The sequence below is a fragment of the Kribbella sp. NPDC043289 genome (assembly GCF_056436705.1).
The window spans coordinates 1-18,107 of the sequence record NZ_JBWKCB010000008.1; the positions used below are offsets into that span (position 1 = coordinate 1).

Consider the following 18,107-nt stretch of genomic DNA (forward strand, 5'->3'; position numbering starts at 1 on the left):
CCACCAACCTCAACAGGCCGGCCAACTCCTCCGAAAACGACACGGTCCCCGCAACTCCTCAAATCGAGGTGTTGCGAGGACCGCATGAACCCGCCCGGCGACGGGGGCTTTCTTGTGTCTTCGGCCGATTAGCTATGCGCGGCCGTGGGCCTGGCGGCTGCGGCGGCTCAGGGAGTCGATGGTGACGGCGATCAGCAGGACGCCGGCGGTGACCATGTAGCGGACGTTGGAGTTCAGGCTGAGCAGGGCCAGGCCGTTGGAGATCGAGATGATCACCAGCGCACCGAGCAATGCGGAGTACGCCGAGCCGCGGCCACCGAACAGGCTGGTGCCACCGATGACGGCGGCGGCGATCGCGTTCAGGTTGGTGTCCGCGCCACCGCTGCTCTGGTTCACCGCGACCAGCCGGGCCGCCGCGAGCAGACCGCCGACGGCGGCGAAAGTGGAGCAGGCCGCGAAGACCGACAGGTAGATGCCGCGGACATTGATACCGGCCCGCCGCGCGGCTTCGACGTTGCCACCGACCGCGATGATCGAGCGGCCCCAGCGGGTACGACGTACCGTCAGGTCGGTGCCGACGACAAGGGCCAGGAACAGCAGGAACATCGCCGAGATGCCCCGGTCGCCGTTCAGCGCGACCACCGGAATCAGCAGTACGGCGGCGAGCGCGGCGGTCTTGATCGCGATCATCGACGTCGGCGCAGTCGAGAGGCCAGCCGCGGCGCGGGCCGAGCGGGCACGCACGCGGGAGAGTGCGTACACCGCGACCACGACCGCGACCAGCGCATAGGCAAGTGCGGGGGAGAGGAAGCTGCGCGTGGCGAACCCGACGAGCGCCGAGTCGTAGGGAAGGTTCAGTGAACCCTCTTTGCCGAGCACCAGCAGCTGCAACCCGAGGAACCCGAGCAGTCCGGCCAGGGTGATGACGAAACTCGGTACGCCGAAGCGTGTGTAGAGCATCCCGTAGAACAGGCCGATCAGCAGGCCGACCGCGACGCCGACGACGAGGGACAGAACGAGCGGCCAGCCCTTGTTGACGAACGTGACGCCGAGGACCGCGGCGGCCAGACCGCTGACGGAGCCGACCGAGAGGTCGATCTCGCCGAGCAGCAGGACCAGGACGATGCCGAGGGCAATCACCCCGACCGACGTGGTCTGCAGGGTGAGGTTCACCAGGTTGCGGCTGGACAGGAACGAGCTGTTCGCGATCTGGAAGACCGCCCAGATGATGATCAGGCCGACCACCACCGGGACCGAGCCGAGGTCGCCGGAGCGCAGCCGGGCGGTGAACGCGGAGACGGCGCCACTGAAGCCGTTGCTCGCGATCAGCCGCTCGTCCTGCAGGTCGGCCGGCAGCGGGGTACTTCCGTTCGTTTCGGCACGCAGCGTCATGACGCGGGGCCCTCCTCCCGGTTCCGGCGAGCGGCGCGCTCGGAGACCGCGTTGTCGGTCGCGCCGGTGATGGCGGCGATGATGTCCTGCGTCCTGGTCTCGCTGACCACGAAGACGCCGTTGTTGCGGCCGAGGCGCAGGACCGCGACCCGGTCGGCGACCGCCATCACGTCGGCCATGTTGTGACTGATCAGGATCACGGCCAGACCGCGCTCGCGGAGCCGTTCGACCAGGTTGAGGACCTCGGCGGTCTGAGCGACGCCGAGGGCCGCGGTGGGTTCGTCGAGCATCACGACCTTGGGCCGGCCGAGCAGGCTGCGGGCGATCGCGACGGTCTGCCGCTGGCCGCCCGACAGGCTGGCGACCGGGATCCGGACCGACGGGATCTTCGCGGACAGCTGCCGGAGCAGCTCCCAGGACTGGCGTTCCATCTCGACCTCGTCCAGCACGCGACCCTGACGGAGCTCGCGGCCGAGGTACAGGTTCGCGACCACGTCCAGGTTGTCGCAGAGGGCCAGGTCCTGGAACACGGTGGCGATGCCGAGCTGCTGCGCCTCGGCCGGGCTGCCGACGCGGACCACCTGGCCGTCGAACACCATGGTGCCGTGGTCGGCGGTGTAGACGCCGGCGATGGTCTTCACCAGCGTCGACTTGCCGGCGCCGTTGTCGCCGACCAGCGCCAGCACCTCACCGGCCCGGACGTCCAGCTCGATGTTCTTCAGGGCCTGGACGGCGCCGAATCGCTTGGAGATCCCCTGCAGGTTCAGCACCGTGCCGGCGCCGACGTCGAGAGGAGCCGGGGTAACAGTCACACGATCAGCCTCCTGGGCTTTGCGTTCAGGCCATGATCCCGGCGAAGTCAGTTGCTGGACAGACCTGCGGCCGTGCAGGCGGCGGCGAAGGCAGCGGTGCAGATATCGGAGATCTGGTAGATGTTGTCCTTGACAACCGTGTCCTTGATGTTGGCCTTGGTGACCGCGACCGGGTCGAGGATCGTCGACGGTACGCCGCTCTTCTCGGTGGTGGACTCCGGCTTGTCACCTCCTGCCAGTGCGACCGCGCCCTTCGCGGCGGCCTCGGCCTGCGGCTTGACGGCCTTGTAGATGGTCATCGCCTGGTCGCCGGCGACGATCCGCTGGATGGCGGCGAGCTCCGCGTCCTGACCGGTGACCGGCGGCAGCGGCTTCACGCCACCACCCTTAAGGGCCGCGATCGCGCCGCCGGCGGTGCCGTCGTTGGCGGCGTACACGCCCACCAGGCCGTTCTTGATCGCGCTGAGCTGGCCCTCCATCCAGGCCTGCGCCTTGTCCGGGCTCCAGTCCGGGGTGTCGAACTCGGCGGCGACCTTGAAGCCGCTGGAGTCGAGCACGCTGTGCGCGCCTTTCTTGAAGTCGGCCGCGTTCGGGTCGGTCGGCGAGCCGTTGATCATCGCGAGGTTGCCGGACGTCGTGCCGGCCGCCTTCAGGGTGTCGAGCAGGGTCTGCGCCTGCAGCTTGCCGACCGCCTCGTTCTCGAACGACACGTAGTAGTCGGCGTTCTCGATGAACCGGTCGTAGGCGACCACCGGGACGTTCTGGCCCTTCGCGGAGCTGGCGACCGCGGCGGCGGCCTTGCCGTCGACCGGGTCGAGCACCAGCACGTTCGCGCCCTGGGTGAGTGCGGCCTCGGCCTGCTGTTGCTGCTTGGCGGCGTCCTGGTCGGCGTTGCTGTAGATCAGTTCGCAGTTACCGCAGGCCGCCTTCAGGGCTTCGGTGAACAGCGGGCGGTCGAGCGCCTCGTACCGGGTGGTCTTCGACTCGGGGAGGAGCAGCGCGATCTTCTTCGCGCTGCCGCCACCGCTGCCGGAGTCGTTCGAGCCGCAGGCCACCAGGGAGACAGCGAGGGCCGAGACGGCGATGCCGAGGCCGACGAGACGGGTTGCTGAGACGGACATATGGCGGCTCCTTGACGAGACGGCCCCGATTGGCCTGTCCCGAAGTCAAACCCGCCGGCGTCTTGGCGTCAAGACTTGAATTCAAGAAATGGAGATATTGGTGTGACTCAACACCGACGCGCGCTGGATTGCGCCGACGATGTCGGCCTCGTCGCCGAGCTCGGCGGACCGCAGTTCGACGGTCGCCGCGGCACTCGGGATCGCGCACCGGTCGAGCGCCTCGCGCAACGGCGCGAGGATGAGTTCGCCGGCTTCGGCCATCAGGCCGCCGACCACGACGACCTCCGGGTTGAGCAGGTTCACCACGCCGGCGACCGCGACACCGACCCGGCGGCCGGCGTCCTCGATCACCCGGCGGCAGCCGAGGTCGCCGCCCTGCGCGCGGGTCACGATGTCCTTCAGACGCAGGGGCCCGTGGGACGCGGCGAGGCTGTTGATCAGCGCCCGCGAACCGACGAACGTGTCCAGGCAGCCGCGGTTGCCACACCGGCAGATCGGGCCGTTCTCGTCGATCGTGACGTGCCCGATCTCGCCCGCCGTACCGGCTGATCCGCGGAAGACCTCGCCGTCGATCACCAGGCCGGCGCCGACGCCGTAGGAGAACTTCAGGTAGCAGCCGTTGCGTACGCCGCGGAGCGCGCCGGCTCGCAGTTCGCCCAGGGCCGCGAGGTTCGCGGTGTTGTCGAGCGCGACCGGGGCGCGCAGATAGCCGGACATCGCCTCGGCGACGTTGACGCCGCGCCAGCCGGGGAGCACCGCGTCGGAACCGGCCTCGCCGCTCACTGAGTCGACCGGCATTGGCAGCCCGAACCCGATCGCGGAGACGTCCTCGACGCCGGAGGCGACCGTCTCGGCCAGGTCGGCGAGCAGTCGGGCGGCGCGCTCCATGCCGTCGTCGGCGACGTGGTCGGCCTGCAGCGGCATCAGTTGCCGGGTGAGGATCTCGCCCGACTCGTTGGCGATCGCGACCCGGACATCACGCTCGCCGAAGGTGATCCCGGCCAGCAGTCCACCGCCTGACGCGAGGGAGACCAGCACGGCTCGGCGGCCGTTGCGGATGCTGCGGGACAGGCCCACCATGCCGGCCTGGTCCAGCTCCCGGACCATGTTCGACACGGTGGCGGCGGACAGGCCGGACGCGGCGGCGATCTCGACCTGGGTCAGTGGGCCGTGCTCGCGGACCACGCCGAGAACGCGCGCACGGTTGGCTTCGCGCAGCGAAGCCTGCGAGCCCGGCGCCGGGCGGGTTGCGTTCATTACATAAAGATAACGGATCGCGGGGCGTGCGCGGCCGCCCACCGCTCGTGAACCAGAAACCTCATCCGCAACCTCGCCGTCAGTACCCCACTGGAACGTTCCATCGGCGACAGTAGACCACTCGCCGCACGGGCTGCTGGAGGTGAGCGCTCACACGGTCAGGGCGAGTGTCAGCAGCGCTACGGGGAGGGCCAGCTCGACGGTCGCGCCGAGGACGTCACCGGTGCTGCCACCCAACGCCGACCGGGCTCGGCGGGTGGTCTGAAAGCTGGTGAGGACGGCTAAAAGGACGGCCGCGATAGCACCTGCGATGCGAGCCGGCTCGGGCCAGGTCAGGACGAGCGTTGCCGCCAGTACGACGACAGTCGCGAGAGCCGCCGTACCGGGGCTGACGGTGCCGGCGACGACGTTTCCGAGACCGTCGGGGCGGGCGGCGGGGACCGACGTGCGGCAGGACCAGGGGAGGGTCAGGCGGCTCGCGGTGGTGGTGATCAGGACGGCTTGCCAGCCGAAACCGGCCTGGAGACACGCGGTCAGCGCGGCGACGTCGAGCAGCAGTACGCCGACGATCGCGACCACACCGAACGGGCCGATGTCGCTCTGCTTCATGATCCGGAGCATCGTCTCGCGATCCCGGCGGCTGCCGAGGGCGTCGGCGAAGTCGGCCAGCCCGTCGAGGTGCAGGGCGCCGGACATCCCGGCGACGACCAGGATGCCGAGAACGGCGGCCAGCAGGTCCGCGTCCGGTCGGACGAGTTGTACGAGTGCGACCACGCCGGCTGCGAATCCGCCCACCACGGCGCCGACGAGCGGGCCGAGGATCATCGCTCGTCCTCCCACCGTTCGGTCAACCCGGGAAGGCATTCCGGCGGGGAGCACCGTCAGGGTGCCGAAGGACAACCGGAGCGCGTCGAGCGTCATGTCAGTGGGAGGGTTCGGCCGGCCACTGTCCACAGGACCTGGTCGGACGCCAGTGAGATGGTGGTGTTCAACCGGCCCATCAGGTCGCGGAACAGCCGGGTGCCGGGGTCGGCGGGGACGATGCCGGAGCCGACGTCGTTGCTGACGGCAACCACGTGGCGGGGTGTCGCCGACCAGGCGGCGGCGAGCCCGGCGATGCGCTGCTCGACGAGGTCGGCGCGGGACAAGTCGGACCAGACATCGACGTCGTCCATGGTGCGCGAGAGCCAGAGGGTCAGGCAGTCGATCAGCAGGGGAGGGCCGGCCGACTCGAGCAGCGGGACGAGGTCGATCGTCTCGGCGAGGCCCCAGGAGGCGGGCCGGCGGGTCTGGTGGATGGCGACACGGGCGGCCCACTCGGCGTTGCCCGAGTCGTTTCCGCCGGTCGCGACGTACACGACGTCGGGTACGGCGGACAGCAGGCGCTCGGCGGCGATCGACTTACCGGAGCGCGCGCCGCCGAGGACCAACGTGCGCTGATCAGTCATTGCCCCTCCTGGACTCGAAAACCACCGGCGCCTCGAAGGCCGCCTTCCTGGCGGTACGCCGGAAGGCGTTCAGCATCGGCCGTCCGAGCGTCAGCACCAGCATCGCGGACAGGATCCCGCGCGGGATGTCCCAGCCGAGCGACGTCGCCACCACGAACAGGAGGTACCGGTGCAGGTTCTCCGCCAGGTCGTCGCCCGGCACGAACGAGAAGTTGCTGCCGAACGTCGCGTACGGCCAGAACCACAGGTTCATGATCACGCCGTACAGCACGCCCGACACCAGCGAGTACGCCGCGAGCAGGAGCAACTCCAGTCGCCCGCCGGCTCGCGGCAGGAGCCCGGCGAGGCACCCCACCCACGCGCACGCGAACATCTGGAACGGCATCCACGGCCCGACCCCGCCGCTGATGAGCGCTCCGCCGAGCAACGACACCGCACCGAGGACAAAGCCGAACCCGGCGCCGAACGCGCGTCCTGCCAGTACGAGCAGGAAAAAGCCCGGTTCGAGTCCCGCCGTACCTGGGCCGAGGGCACGTAGGGCTGCGCCGACCGCCGCGAGCATGCCGACCAGCGAGATCACCTTCGCGTCGATCCCGGACTCGGACAGCTCCGCGAGGACGACGGCCACCAGCAACGGGAGCAGCAGGACGAACAGCCACGGAGCGTCCGTCGTGTGCCCGATCGCGGACGCGCCCTCCTGCGCCGTCCGGAAGAACAACGGCCAGGCGAAGGCGAGGACGCCGACGAGCGACGCGACCAGTAGCGCGAGCGTGCTCCGTGGCTTCAGCTGGATGAGTCTCACGATGCGCGGCCCAGGGCGTCGGCGACCTCACCGACGGTCAGGAACGGCAACGGTGCCAGGATCTTCGCGACCTGCGGCGCGAACGCGGGGGAGCCGGCGATGACCTCCGCCGTCTCGCCGTCGCTCACCAGGTCGCCGTCCGCGAGCACCATCACGCGGGTGGCTACCTCGGCCACCATCTCCACGTCATGCGTCGACAGCACCACTGCGTGACCTGCAGCTGCGAGCTCACGCAGAATCGACACCAGCCGTCGCTTGGCGCCGTAGTCCAGTCCACGCGTCGGCTCGTCCAGCAGCAGCAACGGCGGCGCACCGCACAGTACGACGGCCAACGCCAGACACAGCCGCTGTCCCTCGGACAGATCCCGCGGGTGCAACTCCAGCGAGACATCCGGCGCCAGCCGCTCGAGCAGCGCCCGGCAACGTCCCGCGGGCACCTTGAAGTCGGCGTCGGCGTTGGCGCACTCGTCGGCCACTGTGGCGGAGTAGAGCAAGTCAGCCGGCTCCTGCGGCACCAGTCCGACCGCCTTGACCAACCGATCCGGCTTGGTACGTCGTGGGTCCGCGCCGGCCGCAGTCGCCGTACCGGACCGGACTGGCACGATCCCCACCAGTGCGTTCAGCAGTGTCGACTTACCTGCACCGTTGCGGCCCATCAGAGCGACGACTTCGCCGGCCTTCACGGTCAGCGAAACCCCACGCAGTGCCATGACCTCGCCATAGCCAACGACCAGGTCGGTGCAGCGCGCCAGCTCCGCACCCAGTGCAGCTGTCGGCCGTGCCGGCGCAGTCGAGTCCAGCTGGCCCCGCATGGTCACCGCAGCCCGCCGTGCATCCCGAACAGACAGGGGGAGAGGCGACCATCCAGCCAGCCGGCCCAGCTCTACGACCGGCGGCGCGACCGGTGCGTTCACCATCCGCTCGGCCGGCAGTCCAGTCGACACCGCACCAGCACCGCCAGGTACTTCGATCACGCGGTCGGCGTACTGGACCACTCGCTCGAGTCGGTGCTCCGCCATGACCACCGTGACGCCCAGGTCGTGCACCAGTCGCTGCAGCGCGGCCAGCACCTCCTCGGCCGCCTGCGGGTCCAGCGCCGACGTCGGCTCGTCCAGCACGAGCACTGCGGGGTGAGAGGTCAACGCTGCCCCGATAGCGGTCCGCTGCCGCTGGCCACCCGACAACGAGCTCAGCGCGCGGTCCCGTACGTCGGCCAGCCCCAGCAGGTCCAGCGTCTCCTCGACCCGTCGCCGCATCACGTCCGGCGCCACACCGAGCGACTCCATGCTGTACGCCAGTTCGTCCTCGACGGTGTCGGTGACGAACCCGGCCATCGGGTCCTGTCCGACCATCCCGACCACGTCGGCGAGGTCCCGCGGGCGGTGCTCCCGAGTGTCCCGGCCGTCGACCAGTACCCGGCCGGTCAGGGTGCCGCCGGTGAAGTGCGGTACCAGTCCGTTGATTGCCCGGAGCAACGTGGACTTGCCGGAGCCGGTGCGCCCGATAACCAGCGCCAGCTCGCCTTCGGGCACGGTGAAGCTCACGTCCCGCAGCGCCGGCGCCCGAGCGCCGTCGTACGTCACTGTCACCTGGTCGAACTCGATCATGCGACCGCCTTCTTCAACGGCGGCGCGGCCAGCGCGGGCACCAGTCCGATCAGTACGCCGACAACCGGTAGCACTGGCACCGGTGGGACCACCAACGGCCCGGGAAGCAGCAGACCGTGCACGCCACGGACCGCGGCGCCCACCATCACGCCCGCAGCCGCCGCACCGGCCATGACGACAAGCCACTCGGGCAGCGCCCACGGATCGGGCCGGTACCGTGTCCGCGCGACCCGCTGGCGTCCGATCGCCATGGCACCTATTGCCAGCAGTACGCCGACAGTCAACGCACCGCCCGCGAGTGGGAAGGCCATCGAGTCGGTCAGCAGCGCGTAGACGCCGAGCAGGATCCCGAGGAGCCCTAGCAGCACGCAGAGCGCTGTGAGTCGACGCTGCGCTCGCGGTGCATGTGCCGTACGACCGTAGCCTCGGGAGTCCATTGCGGCGGCGAGCTCGACCGAGCGGTCCAGAGCGCCTTCGAGGACCGGCATGGCCGTCGTACGGAAGGATGCGCGCGTGCGGCCGCGGAGGCGGCGGGCAGCGCGGACGCGGCGGCCGTCTGTCACCAGTTGCGGTGCGAACGTCAGCGCCACCACGCAGGCCACGCCCATCTCGTACAGGGCCCCGGGCAACGACTTCAGTAGCCGCCGTGGGCTGGCCAGTGCGTTGGCCGCGCCGACGCAGCAGAGCATGACGGCGAGCTGCGCACCGTCGTACAGGGCGGTCAGGAGTGCCTCGGCGCTCACCTCACCGCCCAGCTTCACGCCGGCGGCCCACGCGGGCAGGGGGATCTGCGGCAGTGTGAACAGGATCGTGTTGCCCTGCGAGCGCGTGGACAACAGTGCCTGCAGTACTACCCGGACGGCGATGACGAGCAGACCGAGCTTCAGGAACGCGGTGAAGCTGTGCGCCCACGGAGCGTCGCTGCGGCGCGCTGACACCACGAATCCGGTGACAGCCAGGATGAGGACCAGCAGGACCGGGTTCCGGGTCCTGCTGGCCGCTACCGCCATGCACAGCGCCCACAGCCACCAGGCCCCCGGGTGGAGTGCCCGGGGGAGCGTGAGGCTGTCGACGGCGCGCATGACCTAGCCGCTTACTTGGCCGCGGTACGACGGCGGTTGAGGACGAACCCGCCACCAGCCAGCAGTACGACGACGATCGCCGCGATGATGATCCCGGTCCACGGGGTCCCACCGCCGTCGTCCTTGGTGCTGGCGGCCGGAGTCGCGGTCGAGCCGACGGCCGCAGCGATCTGGAGAGTGACCTGTGCATCAGTGGCGGGGACCTTGATGTTCTTCACCTGGTCGCCGCAGCCCTTCGACGGGTAGCCGGCGACCCCGCAGGTCAGACCCTTCTCGATCCGGACCGGTGCGACCGCGGCGAGGATCTTCGCGCCGTTCGCCGTCGCGTCCGTCACGACGCAGGTGCCGGTCGCCGCGGGCGGTGTCTCACCGGAGACCGCGTCCTCCGGCGTCCCGGGGTCGACGACCACGGCGACCCGCTTCTTGCCGGTCTCGGCCGGGGTCTTGCCACAGATCGCGTCGAAGTCGCCCGCGGCCCGCGGTACCCGCGGCTTGGCGCCGCCGACGGCGAACCGCCAGCCCTCGACGCCCCCGTCCGCGGGGACGTAGGCGTCGGCGCCCTTCTGGGAGAACGCCCACTGGCCGTTCGTCCACTGGTAGTAGCCCCAGAAGCGGTAGCCGTCCTCGGCGGTGGCAGCGCCGGCGGTGGTGGCGACGGTCCCCGCCAGCAGGAAACCCGCCAGCAGGCTGAGGACCAGTCGTACGGTCCGGCGGTGCGCCAGGAGAGGTGCAGTCATGATGAGTCCTCGGTCGGGCCGCAGCCCGGTGGAGGAGGTCCCGCCTGCACCGGCAGGGTGGGGCTCCACCCGCGGGCCACGGCGGGTAGTTGAGCCTGACTGCCTGCGTCACAGTGTTCCGGCTCGCCACCCTGACCCTTGCGGGTCGAGGGTGGCCTACGGTTGCGGGTCAGCGCCGGACTCGGACCGGCTTCCCTGTGACGCAGGCGTGTGGTTCGACCGAACTCTACTCCGACCTCTACTCGGCGCTCGACAAACTCATCGGGCCGTACACTTCCCGGCCGTCCTCCAGCAGGTACACCTGGCCGACGCCGCGGTCGGCCAGATCGCGCCAGACCTCACCCAGCCAGCTCTCCGCGTCACCCTGCGCCGAGAAGTCCGCGCCGCCGACCTCACCCGGGTCGACCAGCGCGCCGCTCGCGGTCTCGAACCGCCAGCTCCAGCTCACGAGTTCGGCCGCTTCTGCGGGGCGTTCTGCGCGGTCTTCGCCGGGTCGCGCTCGACGATGTGGCCGAGCACCTCGTCGATCCGCTTCAGCAGCGCGTCGTCCAGCTTCACGCCGGAGGCCTTCACGTTCTCCGTCACCTGCTCGGGCCGGGAGGCGCCGATGATGGCCGAGGAGACGTTCGGGTTCTGCAGCACCCAGGCGATCGCCAGCTGGGACAGCTCGAGGCCGGCCTCCGCGGCGAGTGGTTTCAGCTCCTGCACCCGGCCGAGCACGTCGTCGTTGAGGAACCGCTTGATCATGTTGGCGCCGTTGGCGTCGGTGGCCCGGGAGCCCTCCGGCGGCTGCTGACCGGGCAGGTACTTACCGGTGAGCACGCCCTGCGCGATCGGTGAGAACACCACCTGGCCGATGCCGAGCTCCTCCGACGCCGGCACGACCTCGCCCTCGATGACCCGCCACAGCATCGAGTACTGCGGCTGGTTGGAGACGAACGGGATGCGCAGCTCGCGGGCCAGCCGGTGGCCCTCCTGCAGCTGCTCCGCGGTCCACTCCGAGACGCCGATGTACAGCGCCTTGCCCTGCCGGACGACGTCGGCGAAGGCCTCCATCGTCTCCTCGAGCGGCGTCTCGGTGTCGAAGCGGTGCGCCTGGTACAGGTCGACGTACTCGGTCTGCAGCCGCTTCAGGGAGGCGTTGATCGACTCGTGGATGTGCTTGCGGGACAGGCCGGTGTCGTTCGGTCCGCCGGGACCGGTCGGCCAGTAGACCTTGGTGAAGATCTCCAGCGACTCGCGGCGCTCGCCGGCCAGTGCCTCGCCGAGCACCGACTCGGCCTTGGTGTTGGCGTAGGTGTCGGCGGTGTCGAACGTCGTGATGCCGGCCTCCAGGGCCGCCCGCACGCAGGCCCGGGCCTGCTCGTTCTCCACCTGGGAGCCGTGCGTCAGCCAGTTGCCGTACGAGATCTCGCTGACCTTGAGACCACTGTTGCCCAGATAGCGGAAGTCCATACCCCTGACCCTACTGGCCAACCCCGCTCGGCGCGGGTCAGGACGGCTTCTCGCCGCGCTTCACCATCGGCTTCGGCAGCCGCCAGCGGCGCATCTGCATGGTCCGCCGGACCGCGTAGAACCCGAGACCCTTGGTGGACTCCTTCGGGTACTTGATCGCGACCTGCTTCTTCAGCCCCGCGGTGAGCAGGAACCAGTCCGCCGCGATCAGCAGGATCATCGCCAGGAACAGCAGGTTCACGACGCCGGCCAGCCAGAGGAACTGCCGCGAGAACACCACGCCGACCAGCGAGACCACCAGCAGGATCGGCAGCGCGAACTCCATCACCGAGTAGCGGGCGTCCACATAGTCCCGGGCGAACCGCTTGACCGGGCCCTTGTCGGCGGCCGGCAGATACCGGTCGTCGCCGGTCTGCATGGCCGACTGCATCTTGGCCCGCTCGGTCCGCATCTTCTCCCGGCGGATCGCCGAGGCCTCCCGGCGGTTGGCCGGCTTCTTGAAGGCGGCCTTGCGGGCCGCCTCCGCCTCCTTGCGGCTCGGCGTCGGCCGTCCCTTGCCGCCCGGCTTGCCCTGGGACTCGGCGGGTACGGTGGTATCTGTCTCAGACTTGGTACGACGGAACACGGGGTCAGAACCTCATTCGCAGGGCAGGTCGCGAGTCGGGGTGGTCCCCGGACCTGGGCACCACTTTATCGGGGCCTGTCCTGATGGTGTGGTGACCCGGTGGGACATAGGGTGGATGGCACGCACGCCGGGTCGTCACTCCGGCACAGAAGGGGTACGGATATCGATGAGCATCTTCAAGCGGATGTCGACGATCTTCAAGGCCAAGGCGAACTCCGCCCTGGACAAGGCCGAGGATCCTCGCGAAACCCTTGACTACTCGTATCAGAAGCAGCTGGAGCTGCTGCAGAAGGTGCGGCGTGGGGTGGCCGACGTCGCCACCAGCCGCAAGCGGGTGGAGCTGCAGGCCTCCCAGCTGCAGTCCCAGTCGGCCAAGCTGCAGGAGCAGGCGCAGAAGGCGCTCTCGATGGGCCGCGAGGACCTGGCCCGCGAGGCCCTGACCCGCAAGTCCGGCCTGCAGGGCCAGATCGACGACCTGCAGACGCAGCACGCGCAGCTGCAGGGCGAGGAGGAGAAGCTGACGCTCGCCTCCCAGCGGCTGCAGGCCAAGGTCGAGTCCTTCCGGACCCGCAAGGAGACCATCAAGGCCACCTACACCGCGGCCGAGGCGCAGACCCGGATCAACGAGGCCTTCTCCGGCATCTCCGAGGAGATGAGCGACGTCGGCCTCGCGGTGCAGCGCGCCGAGGACAAGACCCAGCAGATGCAAGCCCGGGCCGGTGCGATCGACGAGCTGCTCGCCTCCGGCGCGCTCGACGACGCCAGCGGCACGGTGAAGGACAACATCAGCCTGGAGCTGGACCGGATGTCGTCCGGCTCCGACGTGGAGAACGAGCTGGCCGCGATGAAGGCCCAGCTCTCCGGCGGCGGCGCGCCGAAGGAGCTCTCCGGTGAGGCCCAGCAGTCCACTCAGCAAGCCGCTCAGCAGCCCGCCCAGCCAGTGCAGCAGCCGGTGACGGAGCCGGTGCGACCTCAGGACGGAGATGTTCGGTGATCGTTCGCATCATGGGTGAAGGTCAGTGGCGACTGGCCGACGAGAAGCTGGACGCGCTGAACGCGGTCGACGGCGACCTGGAGAAGGCGGTGTCCTCCGGCGAGCAGGCGGCGTACCAGGCCGCGTTCGCCGCGCTGCTGGACTTCGTCCGGTCCGGTGAGAAGGTGCCCGACAACGAACTGCACGACTCCGACGCCATCCTGCCCCCGTCGGACAGCTCGCTCGCCGAGATGCGCGAGCTGATCAGCGGCGACGGCCTGATCGCGGGCTGAGCCAGAACACGACCAGCACGACTCGCACGACTCCGATCGTCCGACCCCGACCCGGCGGCTGATCACCTCGAGTAGTCGGAAACAGACCCCCAGGACCCGCGAAATACGGGCCTCGGGGGTCTTTTTCGTGCGTCCGGTGGCGGCCGCGTAAACACTCGTCATCAGTGCTGTTGTCCGCCCGATCCCCGTAGTACTGTCTGCATCACGCCGTTGTGGGGGCGGCGTTTGGACGAGGTCCGTGACGGGGTGTGGGTTGGTCACGGGGTTTCGGGTTTCACCTGTGGGGGGTGACTTTGCGTGACTGAATTTGTCATGCCGGAGGGACTGGCCGAGCCGGCTGACCTTCGGCCGGCGCCGTCGGGGGAGCGCCGTCGGCCGGTCTGGGTGGTACCGGACGAAGTACCGGCAGTGGTACCGCGCTCGGCGCGGTACACCGAGGCGCGTTGGGTGGCGAAGTACCGCGTGGCGTCGCTGGCATCCGATCTCGGCGCGGGGGCGATCGGGGCGTCACTGGCACTGATTGCCAGGTTCGGTGCCCAGATCAACCTTGGGTACGTCGTGCTGGGCGCACTGCTACCGGTCGCCTGGCTGGCCTGTGTGGCCCTGCAACGGGGCTACGAGGCGCGGTACTTCGGGACCGGGCCGGAGGAGTTCCGGTCGATCATCCGGGCCGCGGTGGCGCTGACCGCCCTGGTGGCGATCACGTCCTACGCGACCAAGAGCGAGGTTGCTCGTGGGTTCGTCGTGCTGGCAGTGCCGACGACCTGTGTGGCGGCGATGTTCGGGCGCTGGGTGCTGCATCGGCAGATCTCCTGGCGGCGGGTTGCCGGACGGTGTATGCGGAGGGTGCTCGTTGTCGGACGCAACGAGCAGGTGACGACGCTGCGCCGGCATCTCGAGGAACGGCCGACGGACGGGTACATCGTGGTGGCCGGCTGCCTGCCGCGCGGAGACGCGCTGGAGGAGGCCGGACTGGAGCAGTTGGGCCGGGCCGAGATGGACATCCTGGCGGCGGTCGACCAGTACGACGTCGAGGTGGTCGCCGTGGCCGCCGACCCGGAGTTGGCCGGACACTCGCTGCGCAAGCTGTCCTGGGCACTGGAACAGCGCGGAGTGGAGCTCATCGTCTCACCGGGCATCGTCGAAGTGGCCGGTCCGCGGATCTCGATCCGCCCGGTCGCCGGCCTGTCGCTGCTGCACCTGGAGCGGCCGTCGGTGAGCGGTGGGCCGCACCTGATGAAGAGCATCTTCGACCGGGTGGTCGGGTGTCTGCTGCTGTTCGCGGTGGCCCCGATCCTGCTGGTGACGGCGGTGCTGGTGAAGTTCACCAGCCGCGGCCCGGTGCTGTTCAAGCAGACCCGGGTGGGGCGCGGCGGCGCGCCGTTCCAGATGCTGAAGTTCCGCACGATGGTCGCCGACGCGGAGGAACGCAAGGCCGAGTTGCACGCGCTGAGCGACGGCAACGGGGTGTTGTTCAAGATCCGCGACGACCCGCGGGTGACGAAGGTCGGCCGGTATCTGCGCCGGTTCTCGATCGACGAGCTGCCGCAACTGGTGAACGTGCTCCGGGGGGACATGTCACTGGTCGGGCCGCGACCGCCGTTGCCCGCCGAGGTGGCGCAGTACCAGATCGACGACGCGCGGCGGATGCTCGTGAAGCCGGGCCTCACCGGCCTGTGGCAGGTCAGTGGTCGTAGCGACCTGACCTGGGAGGAGTCGATGCGGCTCGACCTGCGGTACGCCGACAACTGGTCGATCGCACTGGACCTTCTGATCCTGTGGAAAACCGCACGCGCGGTCCTGGGGAGCGACGGCGCGTACTGAGCGGTGCTTGTTTTCATGGCTGTGCATTCCCGAGGGGGGAATTCGTGACTGTTGTCTTGGAGAGGTCTGACGTCGCCCGGTCCGAAGCGGCGACTCTGGTGGTCCAGGCGGCAGCCGGCGACCAGGGTGCCTGGAGCCGGCTCGTCGACCACTATGCGCGGCTCGTCTGGGCCGTGACCCGCAGCTTCCGGTTGAGCGACAGCGACGCCGCTGACGTCTCGCAGATGGTCTGGCTGCGGTTGCTCGAACACATCAACCGCGTCGACCCCGAGCGGGTCGGCGCCTGGCTGGTCGTCACCACGCGCCGGGAATGCCTGCGGGTGCTGGCGTTCCGCAAGCGCGTGCTGCTGACCTACGAGGCCACGGCGTTCGAGGGGGTCCCCGGTGACCAGCCGGACCTCGACGCCGAGCTGCTGGCCGGTGAACGCGCGGACGACGTACGACGGGCCCTGGAGAGCTTGCCGGACCGCTGGCAGCAGCTGCTCGGCATGCTGATGGCCGACCCGCCGGCGCCGTACGCGGAGATCTCCGCGACGATCGGGATCCCGATCGGCAGCATCGGCCCGATCCGCGGCCGCTGCCTGGACAAGCTCAGACTGCTGCTTGCCTCCTGAAGCAGCAAGACCGGTCCGGACCGCGTGCGATCAGAGCATGATCCACGCGGTCCGGACCGGTCGATGCGTGCTGCCCGGCCAGTGCAGCAGAAAGCTGACCAGCCGCGCGCCGTCCTCGGTCTCGCTGTCGTCCCCACGGGACTCGACCACGACCGGGCCGGACGGGGAGATGCGGAGCTCGACGGTCAGGCCGTCACGTCCGAGGACGTCGATGTCCAGCGTCACCCCGTGCCCCGCGAACCGCAGCCGGCGTACGTCGTCCACTCCGGGCGCGTCCACCAGGCTGTCGAACACCACGTCGAGCACGTCCAGATCCTGCTCGTGCCTCCCGAACGCCGCGTAGCCGACCGAGCGGACCAGCGCGACCTGCTCACCCACCGCGCGCTCCGGAGGCCCGATCATCGCTCAGCGCTCCCCGGCCAGCTTGATCACGCTGTTCTGGTCCTGCCCGTACGGCGCGCCCTGCCAGGACGCCCAGTTCGCCCGGTTGCCCTGCTCGTGCACGATGAAGTTCCACGGCCCGGCGTAGGTGTTGTTGAAGAACCGGTTGCCCTGGTGGAACGTGATGGCGTCCTGCACGGCCGCCTTCTGGTACGGCGACCAGCTCGGGAACGTGCCCCAGTTCGAGAACAGGCCGTTGTAACCGCATCCGGTACTGAACCCGCAGGACGCCCCGATCCGGTCCGGGTCGAGGGTGAAGACGTTGTCGTGCACCCGCACGTTCTGCGTCTTCCACCGGCAGTCACTGAGGTACGGCGGCTTGCTGATCGTGGACTGGTTGCACGTCTTCGCGTTCACCACCGACGGGTTGACCAGCGTCCCGGACCCGGTGCTGGTGTTGGCCGCGGATCCGGCGAACCGGTCCGCGTTCTCCCACAGGATCACGCCGGACCAGTTGTCGATGAAGACGTTCTGGCTGATCTCGAAGGTCTGGTTGAAGACACCGGTGACGCGTGAGTCGCTGCCGGACTCGGAGATGTACAGCGCCGGCGTCGGGAAGCCGTGGTTGGACGGTCCCTTGGCGAGACCGTTGCGGACGAACGTGTTCCCGCGGATGCCGGCGTTGTAGCTGGTCTCGTACAGCAGGCCCTCGGCCAGGTTGCCGGAGATGTAGTTCTCCTGGATCACGAACCCGGTGTTGTTGGTGTCGGCCCAGAGTCCGACGCTGTGGTTGTCGTGCACCCAGTTGCCGCGCACCACCGCGCCGGTGACCTCCCAGAACTTGCCGCCGCCGGTACACCCGCAGCCCTCCTTGAGCCGCTCCCAGTCGTCGGTGTTGTTCCCGGAGATCTCGTTGCCCTCGATCGTGATCGAGGCCACCTTGCCGGGGTTGTAGGCATTGAAGCCGTACTGGCCGTTGTTGCGCAGACAGTTGCTGCGGACAACGTTGTGGTCACCGACCATCACCCCGGCGCCGGCGTTGTTCTGGACCGTGTTGCCGACCACGGACCAGCGCCCGGACGCGTCGTGGTTCACCACGCCCTCGTCGTTGTTGGACTTCAGCGGCCCGAAGTTCTGGATGGTCAGGTTCTTCACCGTGACCTTCGTGGCGTAGCCGGTGAAGGCGTACCGGTTCACCCGGCCGCCGTCGAGGACCGCGCCGGGCGCGCCGACGTACGTGTTGCCGTCCTTCGGGACCACCTGGGAGTACGCGCCGCTGCCGAGCCGGTGCGTGCCGGGCGTCAGCCAGAACGTCGTGCCGGGCGGGTTCGCCATGGTGAGCTGGTAGAGGTTCGCGTGCGTGCCGACCACGACCGCACCGGCCGGAGCTGTGGCGGGGCCGGACAGTGCCTTGGCGTTCCCGCAGATCCTCGCCGGTGGAGCGGTCGGAGCAGTGACGACGGCCTTCATGATGTCGGTCGACGACGCCGGCGGCGCGGCCTGTCCACTGTCCGGGTCGTCGCGGAACACGGCGATCCCCACCGACACCAGTGCGATGGCGACGACGAGCGCGACACCACCGAGCACCGGCGGCCGCCGGTACCATGCTGTTTCCCTGGCTGTTTCCCTGGCCGTTCCCGTTCCGGTGGACCGCGGGGCCGAACCGTCTGGTTCCATGGTGTGT

At 69.4% G+C, this 18,107-nt stretch carries 19 protein-coding genes; 4 read left to right on the forward strand and 15 right to left on the reverse strand.

Annotation, left to right across the window (positions count from 1 at the left end; translation table 11 throughout):
- Positions 1 to 132: 132 nt before the first annotated feature.
- From AC0662_RS35060 to AC0662_RS35120, 13 genes are all read right to left on the reverse strand, one after another.
- Positions 133 to 1,392, reverse strand: a complete 1,260-nt coding sequence (locus tag AC0662_RS35060; RefSeq protein WP_478306085.1) for a sugar ABC transporter permease — start codon at positions 1,390 to 1,392, stop codon at positions 133 to 135.
- Positions 1,389 to 2,204: an ATP-binding cassette domain-containing protein gene (locus AC0662_RS35065; RefSeq protein WP_478306087.1), complete on the reverse strand. Its 816-nt coding sequence runs from the start codon at positions 2,202 to 2,204 to the stop codon at positions 1,389 to 1,391. The genes AC0662_RS35060 and AC0662_RS35065 overlap by 4 nt, the downstream gene beginning before the upstream one ends.
- A gap of 47 nt (positions 2,205 to 2,251) precedes the next feature.
- A complete protein-coding gene (locus AC0662_RS35070) occupies positions 2,252 to 3,325 on the reverse strand; it encodes a substrate-binding domain-containing protein (protein WP_478306089.1) in 1,074 nt (357 codons plus the stop codon).
- Between the two features lie 81 nt (positions 3,326 to 3,406).
- Positions 3,407 to 4,582, reverse strand: a complete 1,176-nt coding sequence (locus tag AC0662_RS35075) for an ROK family transcriptional regulator (RefSeq protein ID WP_452204826.1) — start codon at positions 4,580 to 4,582, stop codon at positions 3,407 to 3,409.
- A 150-nt stretch (positions 4,583 to 4,732) separates the two neighbouring features.
- Positions 4,733 to 5,503, reverse strand: a complete 771-nt coding sequence (gene cobS, locus AC0662_RS35080; RefSeq protein WP_478306091.1) for an adenosylcobinamide-GDP ribazoletransferase — start codon at positions 5,501 to 5,503, stop codon at positions 4,733 to 4,735.
- A complete protein-coding gene (locus AC0662_RS35085) occupies positions 5,500 to 6,030 on the reverse strand; it encodes a bifunctional adenosylcobinamide kinase/adenosylcobinamide-phosphate guanylyltransferase (protein ID WP_452204830.1) in 531 nt (176 codons plus the stop codon). Before AC0662_RS35085 ends, cobS begins: the two co-directional genes overlap by 4 nt.
- Positions 6,023 to 6,832, reverse strand: coding sequence for an ECF transporter S component (locus AC0662_RS35090; RefSeq protein ID WP_452204832.1), 810 nt, complete (start codon positions 6,830 to 6,832; stop codon positions 6,023 to 6,025). Before AC0662_RS35090 ends, AC0662_RS35085 begins: the two co-directional genes overlap by 8 nt.
- Entirely contained in the window at positions 6,829 to 8,439 is a 1,611-nt protein-coding gene (locus AC0662_RS35095) for an ABC transporter ATP-binding protein (protein WP_478306094.1), read from the reverse strand. The genes AC0662_RS35090 and AC0662_RS35095 overlap by 4 nt, the downstream gene beginning before the upstream one ends.
- A complete protein-coding gene (locus AC0662_RS35100; RefSeq protein WP_452204835.1) occupies positions 8,436 to 9,521 on the reverse strand; it encodes an energy-coupling factor transporter transmembrane component T family protein in 1,086 nt (361 codons plus the stop codon). The genes AC0662_RS35095 and AC0662_RS35100 overlap by 4 nt, the downstream gene beginning before the upstream one ends.
- Before the next feature lie 11 nt (positions 9,522 to 9,532).
- A complete protein-coding gene (locus AC0662_RS35105) occupies positions 9,533 to 10,258 on the reverse strand; it encodes an SCO2322 family protein (protein ID WP_478306096.1) in 726 nt (241 codons plus the stop codon).
- 238 nt (positions 10,259 to 10,496) lie between these two features.
- Positions 10,497 to 10,706 (reverse strand): hypothetical protein, encoded by a 210-nt coding sequence (locus tag AC0662_RS35110; RefSeq protein WP_452204839.1) that lies wholly within the window; start codon positions 10,704 to 10,706, stop codon positions 10,497 to 10,499.
- The gene (locus AC0662_RS35115; RefSeq protein WP_452204841.1) at positions 10,703 to 11,713 is read right to left on the reverse strand and encodes an aldo/keto reductase family protein; all 1,011 of its coding nucleotides are present in this window, start codon (positions 11,711 to 11,713) and stop codon (positions 10,703 to 10,705) included. The genes AC0662_RS35110 and AC0662_RS35115 overlap by 4 nt, the downstream gene beginning before the upstream one ends.
- Positions 11,714 to 11,750: 37 nt before the next feature.
- The gene (locus tag AC0662_RS35120; RefSeq protein WP_452204843.1) at positions 11,751 to 12,338 is read right to left on the reverse strand and encodes a DUF3043 domain-containing protein; all 588 of its coding nucleotides are present in this window, start codon (positions 12,336 to 12,338) and stop codon (positions 11,751 to 11,753) included.
- Positions 12,339 to 12,504: 166 nt separating this feature from the next.
- On the opposite strand from AC0662_RS35120, the gene AC0662_RS35125 reads away from it, so the two are divergent.
- The 4 genes from AC0662_RS35125 (at position 12,505) to AC0662_RS35140 (ending at position 16,042) form a co-directional block, all read left to right on the forward strand.
- Entirely contained in the window at positions 12,505 to 13,332 is an 828-nt protein-coding gene (locus AC0662_RS35125) for a PspA/IM30 family protein (protein ID WP_452204845.1), read from the forward strand.
- Positions 13,329 to 13,604 carry a PspA-associated protein PspAA gene (pspAA, locus tag AC0662_RS35130; protein WP_452204847.1) on the forward strand — a complete coding sequence of 92 codons (276 nt, stop codon included), beginning with the start codon at positions 13,329 to 13,331 and terminating at the stop codon, positions 13,602 to 13,604. Before AC0662_RS35125 ends, pspAA begins: the two co-directional genes overlap by 4 nt.
- Before the next feature lie 297 nt (positions 13,605 to 13,901).
- The gene (locus AC0662_RS35135; protein ID WP_452204849.1) at positions 13,902 to 15,428 is read left to right on the forward strand and encodes a sugar transferase; all 1,527 of its coding nucleotides are present in this window, start codon (positions 13,902 to 13,904) and stop codon (positions 15,426 to 15,428) included.
- Positions 15,429 to 15,472: 44 nt separating this feature from the next.
- Positions 15,473 to 16,042 (forward strand): RNA polymerase sigma factor, encoded by a 570-nt coding sequence (locus AC0662_RS35140; RefSeq protein WP_452204850.1) that lies wholly within the window; start codon positions 15,473 to 15,475, stop codon positions 16,040 to 16,042.
- Between the two features lie 30 nt (positions 16,043 to 16,072).
- Here AC0662_RS35140 and AC0662_RS35145 read toward each other — a convergent pair whose 3' ends face one another.
- The gene (locus AC0662_RS35145; protein WP_478306099.1) at positions 16,073 to 16,444 is read right to left on the reverse strand and encodes a hypothetical protein; all 372 of its coding nucleotides are present in this window, start codon (positions 16,442 to 16,444) and stop codon (positions 16,073 to 16,075) included.
- Positions 16,445 to 16,447: 3 nt separating this feature from the next.
- Complete coding sequence (locus AC0662_RS35150; RefSeq protein WP_478306101.1) at positions 16,448 to 18,100, reverse strand: right-handed parallel beta-helix repeat-containing protein; 1,653 nt, start codon at positions 18,098 to 18,100, stop codon at positions 16,448 to 16,450.
- Positions 18,101 to 18,107: the final 7 nt, after the last annotated feature.